At 64.9% G+C, this 15,665-nt stretch carries 17 protein-coding genes and 1 pseudogene; 11 read left to right on the top strand and 7 right to left on the bottom strand.

Annotation, left to right across the window (positions count from 1 at the left end; translation table 11 throughout):
• The 4 genes from ABIB95_RS27100 to ABIB95_RS27085 form a co-directional block, all read right to left on the bottom strand.
• Entirely contained in the window at window positions 1-480 is a 480-nt protein-coding gene (locus tag ABIB95_RS27100) for a hypothetical protein (RefSeq protein WP_354243742.1), read from the bottom strand.
• Between the two features lie 92 nt (window positions 481-572).
• Window positions 573-1,247 carry a dienelactone hydrolase family protein gene (locus ABIB95_RS27095; RefSeq protein ID WP_354243740.1) on the bottom strand — a complete coding sequence of 225 codons (675 nt, stop codon included), beginning with the start codon at window positions 1,245-1,247 and terminating at the stop codon, window positions 573-575.
• 171 nt (window positions 1,248-1,418) lie between these two features.
• The gene (locus ABIB95_RS27090) at window positions 1,419-1,754 is read right to left on the bottom strand and encodes a hypothetical protein (protein WP_028151120.1); all 336 of its coding nucleotides are present in this window, start codon (window positions 1,752-1,754) and stop codon (window positions 1,419-1,421) included.
• 24 nt (window positions 1,755-1,778) lie between these two features.
• A complete protein-coding gene (locus tag ABIB95_RS27085; protein WP_354243737.1) occupies window positions 1,779-2,543 on the bottom strand; it encodes an alpha/beta fold hydrolase in 765 nt (254 codons plus the stop codon).
• Window positions 2,544-2,857: 314 nt separating this feature from the next.
• On the opposite strand from ABIB95_RS27085, the gene ABIB95_RS27080 reads away from it, so the two are divergent.
• From ABIB95_RS27080 to ABIB95_RS27070, 3 genes are all read left to right on the top strand, one after another.
• The gene (locus ABIB95_RS27080) at window positions 2,858-3,349 is read left to right on the top strand and encodes a (2Fe-2S)-binding protein (protein ID WP_014491023.1); all 492 of its coding nucleotides are present in this window, start codon (window positions 2,858-2,860) and stop codon (window positions 3,347-3,349) included.
• Complete coding sequence (locus tag ABIB95_RS27075) at window positions 3,346-5,628, top strand: xanthine dehydrogenase family protein molybdopterin-binding subunit (RefSeq protein WP_354243735.1); 2,283 nt, start codon at window positions 3,346-3,348, stop codon at window positions 5,626-5,628. The genes ABIB95_RS27080 and ABIB95_RS27075 overlap by 4 nt, the downstream gene beginning before the upstream one ends.
• A gap of 412 nt (window positions 5,629-6,040) precedes the next feature.
• Window positions 6,041-7,135: an HD-GYP domain-containing protein gene (locus tag ABIB95_RS27070; RefSeq protein WP_063980092.1), complete on the top strand. Its 1,095-nt coding sequence runs from the start codon at window positions 6,041-6,043 to the stop codon at window positions 7,133-7,135.
• Window positions 7,136-7,293: 158 nt separating this feature from the next.
• On the opposite strand, the gene ABIB95_RS27065 is transcribed toward ABIB95_RS27070, so the two are convergent.
• Complete coding sequence (locus tag ABIB95_RS27065) at window positions 7,294-8,874, bottom strand: AMP-binding protein (protein WP_354243732.1); 1,581 nt, start codon at window positions 8,872-8,874, stop codon at window positions 7,294-7,296.
• Between the two features lie 217 nt (window positions 8,875-9,091).
• Window positions 9,092-9,511, bottom strand: a complete 420-nt coding sequence (locus ABIB95_RS27060) for a VOC family protein (RefSeq protein ID WP_354243729.1) — start codon at window positions 9,509-9,511, stop codon at window positions 9,092-9,094.
• Window positions 9,512-9,632: 121 nt separating this feature from the next.
• Here ABIB95_RS27060 and ABIB95_RS27055 point away from each other — a divergent pair, with 121 nt between their 5' ends.
• From ABIB95_RS27055 to ABIB95_RS27030, 6 genes and pseudogenes are all read left to right on the top strand, one after another.
• Complete coding sequence (locus ABIB95_RS27055; protein ID WP_354243726.1) at window positions 9,633-10,607, top strand: Bug family tripartite tricarboxylate transporter substrate binding protein; 975 nt, start codon at window positions 9,633-9,635, stop codon at window positions 10,605-10,607.
• A gap of 150 nt (window positions 10,608-10,757) precedes the next feature.
• Complete coding sequence (locus ABIB95_RS27050) at window positions 10,758-11,036, top strand: DUF3551 domain-containing protein (protein WP_247305812.1); 279 nt, start codon at window positions 10,758-10,760, stop codon at window positions 11,034-11,036.
• Window positions 11,037-11,120: 84 nt separating this feature from the next.
• The gene (locus ABIB95_RS27045) at window positions 11,121-11,414 is read left to right on the top strand and encodes a DUF3551 domain-containing protein (protein WP_321576601.1); all 294 of its coding nucleotides are present in this window, start codon (window positions 11,121-11,123) and stop codon (window positions 11,412-11,414) included.
• A 100-nt stretch (window positions 11,415-11,514) separates the two neighbouring features.
• On the top strand, window positions 11,515-11,991 hold the full coding sequence (locus ABIB95_RS27040; protein ID WP_071908970.1) for an ArsR/SmtB family transcription factor: 477 nt from the start codon (window positions 11,515-11,517) through the stop codon (window positions 11,989-11,991).
• 11 nt (window positions 11,992-12,002) lie between these two features.
• Window positions 12,003-12,335, top strand: a pseudogene (locus ABIB95_RS27035) (SRPBCC family protein); the annotation flags it as partial.
• Window positions 12,336-12,351: 16 nt separating this feature from the next.
• Window positions 12,352-13,086, top strand: coding sequence for a DUF899 domain-containing protein (locus ABIB95_RS27030; protein ID WP_354243722.1), 735 nt, complete (start codon window positions 12,352-12,354; stop codon window positions 13,084-13,086).
• Between the two features lie 152 nt (window positions 13,087-13,238).
• On the opposite strand, the gene ABIB95_RS27025 is transcribed toward ABIB95_RS27030, so the two are convergent.
• Window positions 13,239-14,483 (bottom strand): S1C family serine protease, encoded by a 1,245-nt coding sequence (locus tag ABIB95_RS27025; protein WP_354243719.1) that lies wholly within the window; start codon window positions 14,481-14,483, stop codon window positions 13,239-13,241.
• 203 nt (window positions 14,484-14,686) lie between these two features.
• Between ABIB95_RS27025 and ABIB95_RS27020 the strand changes: the two genes are divergently transcribed.
• Both ABIB95_RS27020 and ABIB95_RS27015 read left to right on the top strand, forming a co-directional pair.
• Window positions 14,687-15,304: a hypothetical protein gene (locus ABIB95_RS27020; protein WP_028155350.1), complete on the top strand. Its 618-nt coding sequence runs from the start codon at window positions 14,687-14,689 to the stop codon at window positions 15,302-15,304.
• Complete coding sequence (locus ABIB95_RS27015; RefSeq protein ID WP_063985952.1) at window positions 15,291-15,665, top strand: winged helix-turn-helix domain-containing protein; 375 nt, start codon at window positions 15,291-15,293, stop codon at window positions 15,663-15,665. The genes ABIB95_RS27020 and ABIB95_RS27015 overlap by 14 nt, the downstream gene beginning before the upstream one ends.

Raw genomic sequence — 15,665 nt, 5'->3', positions numbered from 1 at the left:
TCACCGCCTGAAATCCAGCCGTCCGTTCGGAAAGCATCCGTCGATGCGCGTGCCATCGACCACGAGCCCGACCCATGGCCGCGTGATCGCAGGCGTGGTCAGGTTGATGTACTTTCCGACCAGGCGCGCGCCCTCGCGCGCAGCATCGATCAGGCCGTGCCGGCGGCCATGGTCCCAGTCGAAACGCAGATAGATCCGGCTCCCCGCGATGCGGATTTCCGCGCGCCCGTCTTTCCATCTGTCCGGCGTATCGCCTGCAATGGTCGGATCGGCGCCGCCATTCCATCTGCTAGCCCAGATGCCTTCGAGCGGATCGGAGAGGGCGGCAATGGATGTCCATGCTGCCGCGTTGATGTCGGCCGCGTCGCCGGCCAGCGTGGCGGTGGCAGCGTAGTCCATGACTTCAGAATCGTCCGGGCCCGGGACGTCCATGGTTCCGAACGGATTGCGGATGACGAGGTGCGTGATGGCCTGCTGCATGGCGATCTCCCGGCGCGAGTTGGCTTGATCGGCCAGCTCTATCGCCGGGTGCCGTGATGCAGCCACCCGATTCCTGCTTTGAGTGGCGCGCGCTACTTCGTCAGATGCTTCGCGAAAAACGCCAGGCTGCGCGGCCAGGCGATATCCGAGCTTGCCTTGTCGTAGCTCGGCCGCTCGTCGCAATGGAAGCCGTGCTGGGCGCCGGGATAGATGAAGACCTGCACATCCGGCCGCTTCGCCTTGACGGTCTCGACGTCGGTCAGGGGAATGCCGGCGTCCTTCTCGCCGAAATGCAGTTGCGTCGGCACCTTCGGTTTCTCGTCGGCGAAGCGCACCACGGCGCCGCCGTAATAGCCGATCGCGGCCTTGAGGCCCGACAGCCGCGTCGCCGCGACAAAGGCGACGCTGCCGCCCAGGCAAAAGCCGATGATGCCGACCGGCCCGACGCTCTTCACCGCGTCGATCGCGGCTTGGGTGTCGCGCAGCATCGCGTCCCAGTCGGGACTGGCGACGAACTTGCGCGCCTCGGCGATCTCGTCGGGCGTGTAGCCCGACTGGAAGTTCGGCGAGGTCCGGTCGAAGATCGACGGCGCGATCGCGACATAGCCTTCCCTAGCGATGCGGTCGCAGACCGAGCGGATGTGGTGATTGACCCCAAAGATCTCCTGGATCACCACCACTGCGCCCTTTGGGGCGCCTGCGGGATCGGCGCGATAGGCGCCGAGCTGGAAATTGTCGGAAGCCGTCAGCTTGATGTCTTGTCCCACGCGGGTTGTCCTTCTTTGTTACTACGAACTCTAATCTCTCCCCTCATCCTGAGGAGCGCGTCAGCGCGTCTCGAAGGATGGAGGCCGAGAAGCAGCAGCGGGGGCCTTCATCCTTCGAGACGCTTGCTCCGCAAGCTCCTCAGGATGAGGGGAGGCGGCTGTGCGTCGCTCTCACTCCCACATCCAGTTCTCGCCGTAGTCTTCCTTCCATCCCGCCAGCCGTCCGTGACGGAACTGCAGGAACAGGCGATGGCGGTAGGGGATCAGACCGCTGCCGCCGAGGTTGCGAAGCGCGAGATAGATCTCGTTGCCGGGCCGCCCGCGCACATATTGCAGCGGCTGCCCCAGTGCCCGCGCGGTCTGCTCGGCATCCATGCCGAAGGCGAGCGGCGTGTTGTTCGACAAGGTCGCAACGAAGGGCCGGCGCGGCGGCGTGCCGCCAAACGGCTCGGCCTGCGCAGACATCGATAGCAGCACCGCGCTCGCAGCCAGTATCGCTTGCTTCATTGCCAGTGTCCCTATCCGACCGTCCTATCCCGGCAAGTTCTTCAGGAAAGGCGTCACCGCGTCAATAAAAGCCTTGGGCTGATCGATGTTGACGGCGTGACCGGCGGCGGGGATCACGACCTTTTGTGCGCCGGGAATCTTTGCGGCCATGTAGTCGGACGCCGCGAGGAACGGCGCGTCGTCGGCGCCGACCACGATGAGGCAGGGCACCTTGATGTCGGGGAGCAGCTCGATCACGCGGGCGTCGCGCTGGGTCAGCATGCCGCGTGCGGCGAGCGCCAATCCCCTGGCGTTGCGATGGCTCGCGGTGGCGCGCTCGCGTGTCGCCGACTTCAGCATGTCGAGACCTTCATGGTCGAGCTTGTCGGCGGTCGCAAGCGCCCGTGCGTTCCAGGCCTCGCGCGCGTCGTCCTTCTTGAAACCGGGGCCGGTGTCGATGATCAGCAGGGCACGAGCGCGTTGCGGATAAGCGCGATAGAACGCGAGCGACATGTAGCCGCCGAGCGAGAGCCCGCCGATGATGGCGCGCCCGGCGCCGACTGCATCGAGGATCGCGGCCATGTCGCCGACGGTGAGCGCTTCGCTATAGGCATGGGGATCGTCGGGATAGTCGGACTGGCCGTGGCCGCGCATGTCCCACAGGACGAGCTTGTGGTCCCTCGCGAGCGCGTCGACCTGGCCATGCCACATCGCCGAGGTCGAGGAATAGCCGTGGGTGAGTAACAGCGGCGGACCCTCGCCGTGAACTTCGTAGTAGATCCCGACGCCGTCCCGATCGACCTTTGGCATGTCTCCCGCCTCTTTATGCTGGTTGTTGTTTTCGCGTCGATCCTAGCCCGACGGGTTACCTGGAAGAAACTGCCTGAACGCGATGGCACGCATGCCTGATGCATTCTCTGTTGCGTCCAGTCGCTGCATCGGGTGCCGTTGTCGCAACGCACAACACTGAGCTGCCGCGATAGTTTCGATCGATTCCAAATTGCATTTGCCTCCGGCTGCGAACCCGATCATTCTTGCGATCAAGGTGGGCGCCAGCCCGGTGGGCGTCCACTGTTCAAGTTGCCGCCGTAAGCGGCTTCATGCACCGGCAGGGGAAGACGCCTATGCCAACTCTCACCATCAACGGGCGGAGTCTGTCCGTGGATGCGGCGAACGACACGCCGCTCCTCTGGGCGATCCGCGAGCAATTGCAGATGACCGGTACCAAGTTCGGCTGCGGGGCCGGGCTGTGCGGTGCCTGCACCGTGCACGTCAACGGCGAGGCCGTGCGCTCGTGCCAGACCATGGTCGGCGACGTCGCCGGCAAGAAGATCACCACCATCGAAGGCCTTTCCGCCAAGGGTGATCATCCGCTGCAGAAGGCGTGGATCGCCGAGCAGGTGCCGCAATGCGGCTACTGCCAGTCCGGGCAGATCATGCAGGCGGCCTCGCTGCTGGCCAAGAATGCCAATCCGACCAAGGAGGAAGTCGTGGCGCATATGGACGGCAATCTCTGCCGTTGCATGACCTATTCGCGGATCCAGAAGGCGATCATGCGCGCCGCTACCGAGATGCGCACCGCATCCGTCTCCGGCAACGAACGGAGGCCCACATGAATAAGCACGTGAACACCATCACACCCGAGACGACCGATCTCAGCCGCCGCTCCTTCCTGGTCGGCACGGCAGCGACCGGCCTCGTGCTCGGCTATGCCGGCGTACCCGGCATCGGTGAGGCGCTCGCTGCGCCTTCGAACTTCGAGCCGAGCGTCTGGTATGCGATCGCGCCCGATGGCCTGGTCACCGTGACCTGCGGCAAGGCCGACATGGGCCAGCACATCGCCTCCACCATGGCGCAGATCGTCTGCGAGGAATTGGGCGCGAAGTGGAGCGACATGCGCGTCGCGCTTGCCTCCAACGATCCGAAGTTCAACGACCCCGTGCTGGGTGCGCAGATCACCGGCGGCAGCTGGTCGACCATGATGAACTTCGATGCGATGAGCCGGGCCGGCGCGGCCGGACGGACGGCATTGACGGAAGGCGCGGCCGCCGCGATGGGCGTGCCGGCGTCGGAGCTCGTGGTGCGCGATTCCGTCATCTCGCATCAAAAGTCGAAGAAGCAGATGTCGTTCGCCGATGTCGTGAAGAGCGGCAAGGCGACCAAGACCTTCACGCCGGACGAGCTGAAGGCGATCAAGCTGAAGACGCCGGATCAGTACACCATGATCGGCGTGTCGGTGCCGCAGCTCGACATCCCCTCCAAGACCAACGGCACGGCCAAGTACGGCATCGACGTGATGCTGCCGGGCATGGCCTATGGCGCGGTGGTGACGCCGCCGGTGCGCTTCGGCGCCACGGTGAAGTCGGTCGACGACTCGGCTGCGAAGAAGGTGCCGGGCTTCATCAAGGCCATCACCCTCGACGACAAGACCGGCACGACATCGGGCTGGGTCGTCGCGGTCGCCAGCACCTACGCCAATGCCAAGAAGGCGGCCGCGGCGCTGAAGATCGCCTATGACGGCGGTCCGAACGCGAAGGTCTCGAGCGAGTCGCTGCTCGACGAAGCCAAGCGGCTTCAGAAGCTGGAGGATTCCGGCCAGTTCTTCGTCAAGGACGGCGATCCCAACGCGGCGTTCGGCTCGGCCGCAAAGGTGCTGGAGGCGGAGTACACCACCAGCATCAACATCCACGCGCCGATGGAGCCGATGAACGCCACGGCGGAGTTCAAGGGCGACATCCTGCACATCTATTCCGGCAACCAGTTCGCGACGCGCTCCGGCGCGATTGCGGCAGGTGCCGCCGGGATCGATCCGAAGTTCGTGGTGATGCACCAGATGTGGCTCGGCGGCGGTTTTGGCCGCAGGCTCGATGCCGACATGATGGTGCCGGCGGTGCAGGCGGCGAAGGCCATCGGCAAGCCGGTGAAGGTGATCTATACGCGCGAGAACGACATGACGATGGATTTCTCGCGTCCGCTCACCTACCAGAAGGTCAAGGCCGGCGTGGACGGCGACGGCAAGCTCGTCGCGCTCAGCCACGACGTCGTCTCGGCCTGGCCGACCGCGCGCTGGGGCATCCCCGACTTCCTGACGCCCTCGGTCGACAAGAAGGGTCCGCTCGATTCCTTCACGGTGAACGGGGCCGACTTCTTCTACACCGTGCCCAACCATTATGTGCGCGCGATCAAGAACGAGCTCGCGCACAATGCGACGCCGTCCGGGCAGCTTCGCTCGGTGGCGCCCGGCTGGACGTTCTGGGCGGTCGAAAGCATGATCGACGAGATCGCGGCTGCGACCGGCAAGGACCCGGCGCAATTCCGCATCGCGCTGCTCGACGGCAAGGGCAAGAACGACGGCGGCGCGCAGCGGCTGCGCAACACGCTGCTCGCCGCGATGGGGCTGTCCGGCTACGGCACCAAGCAACTGCCGAAAGGCGAGGGCATGGGCGTCGCCTGCGTCTCCTCGCAGGAACGCGCGACCGCGAGCTGGACGGCGTGCGTCGCCCATGTCGCGGTGGCGCCGTCGGGCGAGGTGACCGTGAAGAAGCTCACGGTCGCAACCGACGTCGGCACGCAGGTGCATCCCGACAACATCCGTGCCCAGGTCGAGGGTGCGGCGCTGTGGGGCCTGTCGCTGGCGATGTATGAGAAGGCGACGCTCAAGGACGGTGGCATCGAGCAGACAAACTTCGACAGCTACACGCCCTTGCGCATGAGCCAGATGCCCGAGGTCGCCGTCGCCGTGATCGCCAACGGCGAAAAGGCCACCGGCGTTGGCGAGCCCGCGGTGACGGTCATCGCCCCGGCAATCGGCAACGCCATCTTCAACGCCTCAGGCGCCCGCATCCGGGCCCTGCCGATCACGGCCGAGGCCGTGAAGGGGGCGATGAAGGCGTAAGGCGAGGCGTAATTGCCAAGTAAGCTGATCCGCCGGAGGGCAACTTCCGGCGGATTTGTTTTGGTAGGCGTCTCCACAATCTCGCTGTCATGCCCCGCGAAAGCGGGGCATCCAGTACGCCGCGGCCTCTCGGCTCCGGCCGCGCCGCCTCGGCGTACTGGGTCGCCCGGTCAAGCCGGGCGACGACAGCGGAGAGTGGGTGAGAGCGCCCCAAATTCCCCTTTCCCATCAAGGCCCGTTCTACTGTGCATGGGGTTGTTTTCGCCGTTTTGACTGGAAGCAGGGCGGGGACCCAAAATCCCTAAAATTGCGCGCAATTCCGCAGGGTTCCATTGAGCACGCCTCTTAAGGGCCGGAGAACCTGATCCGGCTTAGGCTGACGCCAAATACACTCCCGTGCTCTGGGGAAGCCATGAACGCGCCAGCCAAATCCGCCGCCAAACGCCGGCTCTTGCTCGCTTCCGACCGGAGCGACGAGAGCACCGAGCTTGCCAGCATCCTGAAGGCCGTGGGCGACGTTTCGACGGTGACGACGCAGGACATTCCCGAGCAGCCGTCGCGCGATCTGTCCGGTCTCGTGGTCGACATCAATCTACGCTCGCCCGAGAGCGTGCAGCGGGTGCGCAACAAGCTGCGCGGCGATGCCTATCGCACGATGCCGCGGCTGTTCGTGCTCGCCGATGCCCTGCATCACGGCACCATGCAGGCCTGGGCGCTGGGCGCCACCGACACGATCTCGCGGCCGCTGCAGCCCGATGCGATTCTTCAGCGCATCCGCGCCGCGTTCCCCGACACCGCCACTTACGACGCAACCGATCGCGGCAAGACGCTCAACCGTGGCGTCGAGGCGGCGCATGCGGTGCTGGCGAAGATGTTCGAGAAGCTGCCGCTCGGCGTGCCCCTGACCTTCGACGACGTCATCGCCGCCGAGAGCAAGATCCTGAAGGCGATCAAGCATTCCTCGCTGCGCGAATGGCTCACCACCGTCGGCTGCCATCATGTCGGCAGCTACCGCCACTGCCTGTTCGTCACCGGCTTCGCCGTCGCCTTCGCGCAGCATCTCGGCATGCGCGAGGATGACCAGCGTCGCCTGACCCGCGCCGCGCTGCTGCACGACGTCGGCAAGGCCTTCGTTCCCTCCGTGCTGCTCGACAAGCCGGGCAAGCTCACCGACGAGGAGATGGCCGAGGTGCGCCAGCATCCGCGCCGCGGCTATGACGCGCTCGCGGAGCAAGGCGGCTTCCCGCCGGAGATGCTCGACGTCGTGCTGCATCACCACGAATTCCTCGACGGCTCTGGCTATCCGAACGGCCTGTCGTCGAACCAGATCAGCGACATCGTACGGGTCACGACGATCGTCGACATCTACGCGGCACTGGTGGAGAAGCGCGCCTACCGCATGCCCTTCACCCACTCGCGCGCCTTCACGATGATGGAAGGCATGGGCGGCAAGCTGGACCAGCAATTGCTGCAGGCGTTCCGGCCGGTGGCGCTGGGATCGTTTTGAGCTGGCTCCCGTAGGGTGGGCAAAGGCGCAAAGCGCCGTGCCCACCGTGTATCCTTATCCGTGGCATGAATGGTGGGCACGCTTCCGCCTTCGCTCTTCGAGCTACGGCGGACAAGCCGCTTTGCCCACCCTACGGCAGCGCGCCGTATAGCCGAGACTCAGCCCACCATCTTCCTTAACTCCGCCTTCGCCACCTTCTCCAGCGTCGAGCGCGGCATGTCGTCGACAAGCTGCACCTCGCGCGGCACCTTGAAGTCGGCGAGACCGTTGCGGCAGGCGGCCATTACGCGGTCATGCAGATCGGGCGCGGCGCCCGCGACGCCGCCATGCGGGATGATGAAGACAACAGGCACCTCGTCCAGCATCGGGTGCTTCTTCGCCACCACCGCGGCTTCGCGCACGCCTGCTACCACCGCGATCACCTGCTCGATCTCGGAGGCCGCGACGTTCTCGCCGCCGACCTTCAGCATGTCCTTGGCGCGGTCGCCGAACCTGATGAAGCCGCTCTCCAACCGCTCGACGCGGTCGCCGGTGAGAAAGAAGCCGTGCTCGTCGAAGCTATCGCGCGTCGCCTTCTCGTTGTGCAGATATTCGGCGAACAGCGACAGCCCGACGATGCCCTTGATCGCGAGATTGCCGGTGTCGCCGACCTCGGTCGGCCGTCCGTCATCGTCCGTGATGCGGATCTGATATTCGGGCGCGGCGCGCCCGATCGACATCGGGATGTTGGGCTGGTCGACCTCGCCGACGATGCCGTGGGTGATGGTCTCGGTCATGCCCCACCAGCCGATCATCTTGACGCCGAACGCAGCGAAGGCCGGCGGTTCGTTGATGGCGGTGCCCCACAGGCGGAATTTGTGGTCCTTCGGGATCTCCTGCTCGAGTAGCGCCTTCATGCAGAACGGGATCGTCGAGGTCCAGGTCGAGCCATGCTCGCGCGCGACGCCCCAGAACCGGCTCGTGGAGAACCGCGGCTGGATCACGCAGGTGGCGCCGACCCACAGCGTTGCCAGCATCGAATAGGCCAGCGCATTGGTGTGGAACAGCGGCAGATAGGTCTGGTGCACGTCGTTGGCATGAAGGTCCTCATGCGCGGCGTTGATCTTGGCGCCCCATAGCGCGTTGGCATGGGTCCACAGCACCGCCTTCGGGCGCGAGGTCGTGCCTGACGTGTACTGCACGCTGCACGGCGCGAACGGATCGGTTGCGCGCCTGGGACGGTCGGCGCTGTCGGCGAATAGTGAATCGAAACTGTCGCCGCGCGAGACCGCTCGCGCGGGCGCCGCGCCCGCATCGTGCGAGGTCACCGCCAGCCAGCGGATGTTGCGGCAGCTTTGCGCGACGATCTCGGCATAGGCCGGCTGCGTGATCGCAGCGACCGCGCCGCAATGGTCCGCGAAATATTCCATCTCCGCCGGCGCCGAGCGGGTGTTGGTGGTCACCGCGATGGCGCCGAGTTCGACGCAGGCAAACCAGGCCAGCAGCGCCTCGATGCAATTGTCCAGATGAATGAGCACATATTCGCCCGGCTTCACGCCGCGCTTCACCAGCCCCGCCGCGAGCGCGCCGACGCGCTCGTGAAACTTGCCATAGCTCCAGCGCCGCGCCGGCGCGCCGAACGGCGCCCAGATCAGGAACGCATGATCGCGTCGCACTTCTGCGCGCAGCTTCAGCAGCCAGGGCACGTCGAGCCCGTCGAACGGTCCTACGAGTCCGGCTGCGGTCTGTTGGATAGGCATGAATCCTCCCCGTGCAGCCTGCATCTTGATGGCGGCTGGTTTTTGATTATTGCGTCTTCCTGCCATCGGAAGGCGCGGGGAGCAAATCGGCGGGGCGGCGTCTCCCCGCCGTCATTGCGAGCGCAGCGAAGCAATCCAGACGGTCTCCGCGGGGGGCAGTCTGGATTGCTTCGTCGCAAGGGCTCCTCGCAATGACGATGGGGTGGGCAGCGCTGCCCTATCGACCACCGCCCTCGTACGACGAAATCTCGATCAGACTGCCATCCGGATCCCGGCAATAGACCGAGCGCAGCGTGCCGCGGGCGCCCTGCTTGGGAACCGGGCCTTCCTCGATCGCGACGCCATGTGCCTTCAAATGCGCCACCACCTCGTCGGGCGCGGCAGAGGTGAGGAAGCACAGATCCTCGCTGCCGGCGGTCTGATGGTCCGCGGTGAACCACTCCACCTTGTCGGCATCGCGCGGCCGGACGTTGATCTTCTGGTTACCGAATTGCAACGAAGTCCGCGGCGCTTTGCCGCCGCCGGGGTCGAACACCTTGACTTCCATGCCGAGAATCTTGCGGTACCACTCGGCGGTCACTGCGACGTCGGCGACGTTGATGACGAGATGATCGAGGGCTTCGACCTTGACCGGCATGCCTTATCCTTTCGTCGTGATGCGCCGGGCGCACTTTCCGCCTGCGGCAAGCTTTGTTACAACCGCGTCGACTTTGAAGCCATCTGGCTTTCAAGAACAACACGTTGGGAGAACCCTTGAGATGATCACTCGCCGTACCGCGCTGGGCCTGCTCGCAGCCAGTCCGCTTGCAGCCACCCCGCTGTCGAAGGCCCTTGCCGCCGACTATCCGGCCCGGCCCGTGAAATGGGTGGTCGGCTATCCGCCGGGCGGAGCCACCGACATCCTGGCGCGGCTGATCGGTCAGCGGCTGTCGGAGCGGCTCGGCCAGCAATTCGTCATCGAGAACAAGCCTGGCGCCGGCAACAATATCGGGACCGAATCGGTCGTCAATGCCGAGCCCGACGGCTACACGCTGCAACTGGTCAATCCGGCCAACTTCATCAACGCTTCTCTCTACACCAACCTCAAATTCAACTTCGTGCGCGACATCGCGCCGGTCGCCTCGTTCCAGCGGGTGCCGAACGTGATGACCGTCAACAAGGACGTTCCGGCCAAGAACGTCGCCGAGTTCATCGAATATGTGAAGGCCAATCCCGGCAAGGTGAACATGGCTTCGTCCGGCAACGGCACCTCGGTGCATCTGTCCGGCGAGATGTTCATGGCGATGACCGGCTGCAAGATGCAGCACGTGCCCTATCGCGGCGCGGCGCCGGCGATCACCGACATGCTCGGCGGCCAGGTGCAGGTGATCTTCGACAACATGCCCTCGATCATCCAGCACATCCGCTCCGGCTCGCTTCGCGCGATCGGCGTCACCACCACGGAGCGCTCGCCGCAGCTGCCCGACGTCCAGGCGATCGCCGAGACCGTGAAGGACTACGAGGCCAGCGCGCTGTTCGGCATGGGCGCGCCGAAGAACACGCCCAAAGAGATCATCGCCAAGCTCAACAATGAGATCAATACGCTCATGAAGGAGCCCGACATGACCAAGCGACTGGTCGAACTCGGCGGCGAGCCGCGGGTGCAGACGCCGGAGGCGTTCGGCGAGGAGATCAAGGCCGAGACCGAGAAGTGGAAGAAGGTCGTCGAGTTCGCCGGCCTGAAGGTCGAGTAGCGATCTTGTGATCCCTGAGATTGGAGCCCTGCCGCTTGGCAGGGCTTTTTTCTTGCGTACTTCGTTCCGTTGATCTGGAATAAAACGGCGCGGCGAAACCATGATGATACATGGCGCGTATCTCGCCCTGTGAAGAGAGGAGTCTGGATCATGCGCAAGACGCAATTGGCGCTGCTGACGCTGGGCGCGACGGTCCTTGCCGGCTTCGTCACCGTCACGCCCGCGGCGGCCCGCGACTATCCCTGGTGCGCCCAGGGCGGCGAGTATGACTATCCCGGCGAATGTGCCTACAGCACCTATGAGCAATGCCAGGCCAGCGTCTCCGGCCGCTTGCTGTACTGCGGGCCCAATCCGCTTGTGGCCTATGGCCAGGCGCCGCAGCCGCAACCTCGGCCGCACCGTCGCGCGCGGCCCGTCGCACCGTACTAGCCGCGCGCATTGCGCGGCCGCGTATTTTTGCGCGATCGCTCCGGAATAAACCGGCTCCGCGAGCCTTTCACTCTGTGAGGTCGCATGTCGCGCGGCGAACATGGGAGGTCGGTCATGGGCAAGGCGCAATTTGTGCTGGGCACCATAGTCCTTGTGTGGCTCGCTGGCGGGAGCCCGGCGCGCGCGGACTATGATTACGCGTGGTGCATTCAGAACTCGGAATACGGCTATCCCGGCGACTGCTCCTATCAGACCCGCGAGCAGTGTCAGATGAGCGCGTCGGGCCGCAAGGGCTATTGCGCGCAAAATCCTGCCCAGGTGGCCGTACGGCCTCCGCTTCAGCCGTCACTACGCGGTCGGTACGTTCGTCCGTACTAGTCGCGCCTCACACTGAGCACTGCCTGATCACGCAGTCGTGCAGATCCGGACGCGCGGGTTCCTGCTTGACGCCGTCTCGTTCACGTCTATACTAAACCAAATGGTTAAGTATAGAGACGAGACGCTCGACCGGACCTTTGCGGCGCTGTCCGATCCGACGCGGCGTGCCCTTCTCGCGCGGCTCGGCGAGCGGGACGGCCTGTCGGTGAGCGAGCTGGCCGCGCCGTTTCCGGTCTCGCTGCCGGCGATCATGAAGCATCTCGACGTGCTCACGGATGCGGGCCTGATCGTGCGGGAGAAGACCGGACGCACGGTGTCCTGCCGGCTCACCGCGCAGCCGATGGAGCAGGCGATGAACTGGCTCAATCGCTACGCGCAGTTCTGGTCCGAGAAGTTCGACCGCCTCGCCGCCTTCGTGGAGGACAAGACATGGCCAACGCAGCCGTCAACGCCAATCCCCGCACAGCCGAACGTCCAAGCGAGCGTCCAAACGAACGTCCAAGCCTCACGCTCACGCGCCGGCTCCGCGCACGGCCGGAGAAAGTCTACGCCGCCTGGACGCAAGCCGCGCAGCTAGTCCATTGGTTCGGGCCGCCGAACATGAAGCCGGCGACGCTGGACGCCGAGCTCGATGTCCGTACCGGTGGCCGCTACCGCATCAGCTTCACCGGTGACGACGGCGAATATTTCGAGGCCGGCGGCATCTATCGCGAGGTCGTGCCGAACGAGCGCCTGGTGTTCACCTGGGCCTGGCATTCGACGCCGGAGCGCGAATCGCTGGTGACGATCACGCTGAAGCCCGATAGCGCCGGCACGCTGATGATCTTCCATCACGCCCAGTTCTTCGACGAAACCGCACGCGACAATCACCAGCGCGGCTGGAGCTCGTCCCTCGACAAGCTCGACGCCTTCGTCGCCTGACACCATGGAGGATACTGTGCAGCAACATCAGATCGTCTCGCGCGAGCAATGGATCGCGGCCCGCAAGGCCCACCTGGCGCATGAGAAGGAGCTCAGCCAGGCCCGCGAGCGCCTCGCCGAGCAGCGCCGCGCGCTGCCCTGGGTGAAGGTCGACAAGAACTATGTGTTCGACGGACCGAACGGCAAGGTGACGCTCGGCGATCTCTTCGGGGGCCGCCCGCAGCTCGTGGTGCAGCATGTGATGTTCACACCCGACTGGGAGGCCGCGTGCAAGAGCTGCTCGTTCTGGGCCGACGGTCTCGATCGCATGGTGCCGCACCTCGCCGCGCGCGACACCTCCACGGTTGCGATCTCGCTGGCACCTAGCGCCAAGCTCGAGGCCTTCAAGAAGCGGATGGGCTGGACCTTCGACTGGGTCTCGTCAGGGGGCAATGACTTCAACTACGATTACGAGGTCTCGTTCACGCGCGAGCAGATCGACAAGGGCGTGCCGAAATACAATTTCGGCACCACGCCGTTCTACGGTCCGGAGCTGCCCGGTATCAGCGTGTTCTACCGCAACGAGGCCGGCGAGATCTTCCATACCTATTCATGCTTCGCGCGCGGTCTCGACATGATGAACGTGGCCTATCAGTATCTCGACCTCACCCCGCTCGGTCGTCACGAGGACGGCCTGCCCTATCCGATGGACTGGGTCCGCCTGCGCGACCAGTACGAGCCGCAGGCGAAGGGAGCGTGCTGCCACGGGTGAGACGGCGGGTGCGCTGTGCCCACACCAACGGTGTCATCGCCCGACTTGATCGGGCGATCCAGTACTCCGAGACGGTCGTGTCGAATCTAGAAGCCGCGGCGTACTGGATGCCCCGCCTTCGCTGGGCATGACAGCGGAGGCTGAAGCGCAGTCTACCGCTTCGCGTCGGCCTGCTCCGTGCCATTGCACGAGATCAGCATCGTGTACGGCCGCGCGTTGCCGGCGATGTCGGTGGTCTTGAGCTCGCCCTTCGGTTCGGCGGTCTGGTAGGGCACCACGGAATTGTCGAGGAAGTCGCGCAGCATGCCGGTCTTGATGGCGAAGTTGATGTTCTCCGGAATGTTGCCGGTCGCAGCGACGATGCGCAGTGCGGGGATCTTTGCGGTGACCACGCCCACGATCTGACCGGTGGTGTCGAACAGCGGGCCGCCGCTATTGCCGGGCTGCACCGGCGCGCTGATTTGCAGGAAACGCGTGTCGTTGCGCATGCCGCTGAGCGAGCTCGCGATACCGGTCGTCACGGTGAAGTCCGACGTGAGCAAGCCATGGAAGGGAAAGCCGATTACGATGACGGAATCACCGGAGCGGATCGAGCGATCGCGGATCCGCGCAAAGTCCTTGAATGTCGTCGTCGACGGCGCCTGCAACAAAGCGAGATCGTTGTTGACGTCGCTCGATACGACGCGCAGCACCATCGCGGCCTCACCGGTGAGGTTGCCCTTGATGTCGCCGACGCAGCCGTCGATCACATGGTTGTTGGTGACGACATGGCCGTTCGCACTGACCACGAAGCCGGTGCCGGTCTTGGCCCTGGCAACTTTGCTGCCGGCCGGCGGCGCCTGCTTGTCCGGCGCAGGCTGCGGCTTGGCGGCGACCTTGGTGAAGTCGCCGGCCTTGTCGAGCCCGTCGGCTTTCACCTTGGTCACGCAATTGGCCAATGCGGCGATCACCGGCCCGGTCGAGGTCAGATCGAAATTCAGAACGGCGCGGCCGGCTGTCGCCACCATCAGGCTCGCCTTCTGAAACGTACGCACAACATTGACCGGCATGATGGCCGTGAGCATGTTGGGTTGGTACGCCGTGGCGAACAGTCGGGCTTGCTCCTGCCCGTCAAAGGTCACGTCGATCGCGGCGTTCTCGCCCTTGTTGAAGCGGTAGCTGGGACTCGCAAAGGCGAGCGACCATGTCCCGGCGGCATTTTGGCTCACGACGAGGATGACGCCGTTTGCATATGGCGTCGTCGCGGCGCAATGCGAGAAGGCGCCCGTCTCGTCATTGCTGAAGGCGCCGCCGATCCAGTTGCCGACATTGACGCTGCCGAATGGTCCTTTCGCATGCGCGATGCCGGCGACGCTCACCTGCAACAGAGACGCAACGACAAATGACTTAAGCCACATACTCCTTCCCCCCGGAATGCTTTTGAAGCCATCTTATCCGGCCGAGGTCGTGCGGCGCAACCGGCAGTTGTTTATGCGGATCGAACCATCCGGCTGCGACTTCCGGGCTTGCCTTTACTTTGCGGTGCGATATACTTTGCGGTACAAAGTGACGGGACGGGCGGTCCCGGTTAATTGGGCGGAGCGGGGTTTTGGCGTTGCCAATGCGCGATCTCGACAAGGCACTGGCCGACATCGTGGCGATCCGCAACCAGATTGCGGCGGGCACGGCGTTCCGCGGTTATGGCCCGGCGACGATCGCTGCGACGGGCGCCGTCGCGCTTCTTACCGCAATCCTCCAATTCTGGCTGCTCGGCGATCCCACAAGCGAGCCGGTCGGCTTCTTCTTCGGCTGGTTCATGGCCGCGGTGCTCTCCGTTCTGATGATCGGCATCGAGATGCGCGCGCGCTCGCGCCGTCATCATTCCGGTCTGGCCGATGCCATGATCCATCAGGCGGTCGAGCAGTTCCTGCCCGCGGGCGTCGCCGGCGTGCTGCTCGCGGTGGTGATGTGGAAGTTCGCGAGCGAGACGCTGTGGCTGCTGCCCGGCCTGTGGCAGATCCTGGTGTCACTCGGCATTTTCGCTTCCGTCCGCTCGCTGCCGCGCACCGTCGCGCTCGCGGGCGCCTGGTATTTCATTTCCGGCTTCGCGGTCGTGGTGCTCGCGAGCCGGACTCACACGCTATCGCCGTGGACCATGGGGCTGCCCTTCGTGATCGGGCAGTCGGTGATGGCGGGCATTCTGTATTTCGCGTCCGGAGACCATGATGTCGAAGACTGACAGCGCACCCTTCTCCTATGAAGGGCTCGACCGCGTCATCCATGAGAAGGCGAGGCTCGGGCTTCTGACCTCGCTGATGGCGCATCCGAAGGGTCTGGCGTTCGCCGACCTCAAGCAGCTCTGCGGCCTCACCGACGGCAATCTCAGCCGGCATCTCGCCGTGCTCCAGGAGGCCGGCCTCGTCGAGGTGACCAAAGGCTATGAGGGCAACCGCCCGCACACGACCTGCCGCCTGACCAAGGCCGGCCGCCGCCGCTTCCTCGACTATCTCGCCGTGCTCGAGCGGCTGGTGCGCGACGCCGCCAAGGCCGCCGGCCGCGACGCGCCGCCGCTCGGCCGTCTCGGTATCATCTCGACCTGA

This window comes from Bradyrhizobium sp. LA2.1, assembly GCF_040547725.1.
In the GTDB taxonomy this organism is placed as follows: Bacteria; Pseudomonadota; Alphaproteobacteria; order Rhizobiales; family Xanthobacteraceae; genus Bradyrhizobium; species Bradyrhizobium barranii.
Note: the sequence above shows the minus strand (reverse complement) of the source record. Positions and strands in the feature narration are given on the sequence as shown.

What these genes read in the sequence shown, in the direction of transcription:
- ABIB95_RS27100 (WP_354243742.1), bottom strand. Translation starts at nt 480, where the DNA reads ATGCAGCAGGCCATCACGCACCTCGTCATCCGCAATCCGTTCGGAACC.
- ABIB95_RS27090 (WP_028151120.1), bottom strand. Translation starts at nt 1,754, where the DNA reads ATGAAGCAAGCGATACTGGCTGCGAGCGCGGTGCTGCTATCGATGTCT.
- ABIB95_RS27085 (WP_354243737.1), bottom strand. Translation starts at nt 2,543, where the DNA reads ATGCCAAAGGTCGATCGGGACGGCGTCGGGATCTACTACGAAGTTCAC.
- ABIB95_RS27080 (WP_014491023.1), top strand. Translation starts at nt 2,858, where the DNA reads ATGCCAACTCTCACCATCAACGGGCGGAGTCTGTCCGTGGATGCGGCG.
- ABIB95_RS27075 (WP_354243735.1), top strand. Translation starts at nt 3,346, where the DNA reads ATGAATAAGCACGTGAACACCATCACACCCGAGACGACCGATCTCAGC.
- ABIB95_RS27070 (WP_063980092.1), top strand. Translation starts at nt 6,041, where the DNA reads ATGAACGCGCCAGCCAAATCCGCCGCCAAACGCCGGCTCTTGCTCGCT.
- ABIB95_RS27065 (WP_354243732.1), bottom strand. Translation starts at nt 8,874, where the DNA reads ATGCCTATCCAACAGACCGCAGCCGGACTCGTAGGACCGTTCGACGGG.
- ABIB95_RS27060 (WP_354243729.1), bottom strand. Translation starts at nt 9,511, where the DNA reads ATGCCGGTCAAGGTCGAAGCCCTCGATCATCTCGTCATCAACGTCGCC.
- ABIB95_RS27055 (WP_354243726.1), top strand. Translation starts at nt 9,633, where the DNA reads ATGATCACTCGCCGTACCGCGCTGGGCCTGCTCGCAGCCAGTCCGCTT.
- ABIB95_RS27050 (WP_247305812.1), top strand. Translation starts at nt 10,758, where the DNA reads ATGCGCAAGACGCAATTGGCGCTGCTGACGCTGGGCGCGACGGTCCTT.
- ABIB95_RS27045 (WP_321576601.1), top strand. Translation starts at nt 11,121, where the DNA reads ATGTCGCGCGGCGAACATGGGAGGTCGGTCATGGGCAAGGCGCAATTT.
- ABIB95_RS27040 (WP_071908970.1), top strand. Translation starts at nt 11,515, where the DNA reads ATGGTTAAGTATAGAGACGAGACGCTCGACCGGACCTTTGCGGCGCTG.
- ABIB95_RS27025 (WP_354243719.1), bottom strand. Translation starts at nt 14,483, where the DNA reads ATGTGGCTTAAGTCATTTGTCGTTGCGTCTCTGTTGCAGGTGAGCGTC.
- ABIB95_RS27020 (WP_028155350.1), top strand. Translation starts at nt 14,687, where the DNA reads ATGCGCGATCTCGACAAGGCACTGGCCGACATCGTGGCGATCCGCAAC.
- ABIB95_RS27015 (WP_063985952.1), top strand. Translation starts at nt 15,291, where the DNA reads ATGTCGAAGACTGACAGCGCACCCTTCTCCTATGAAGGGCTCGACCGC.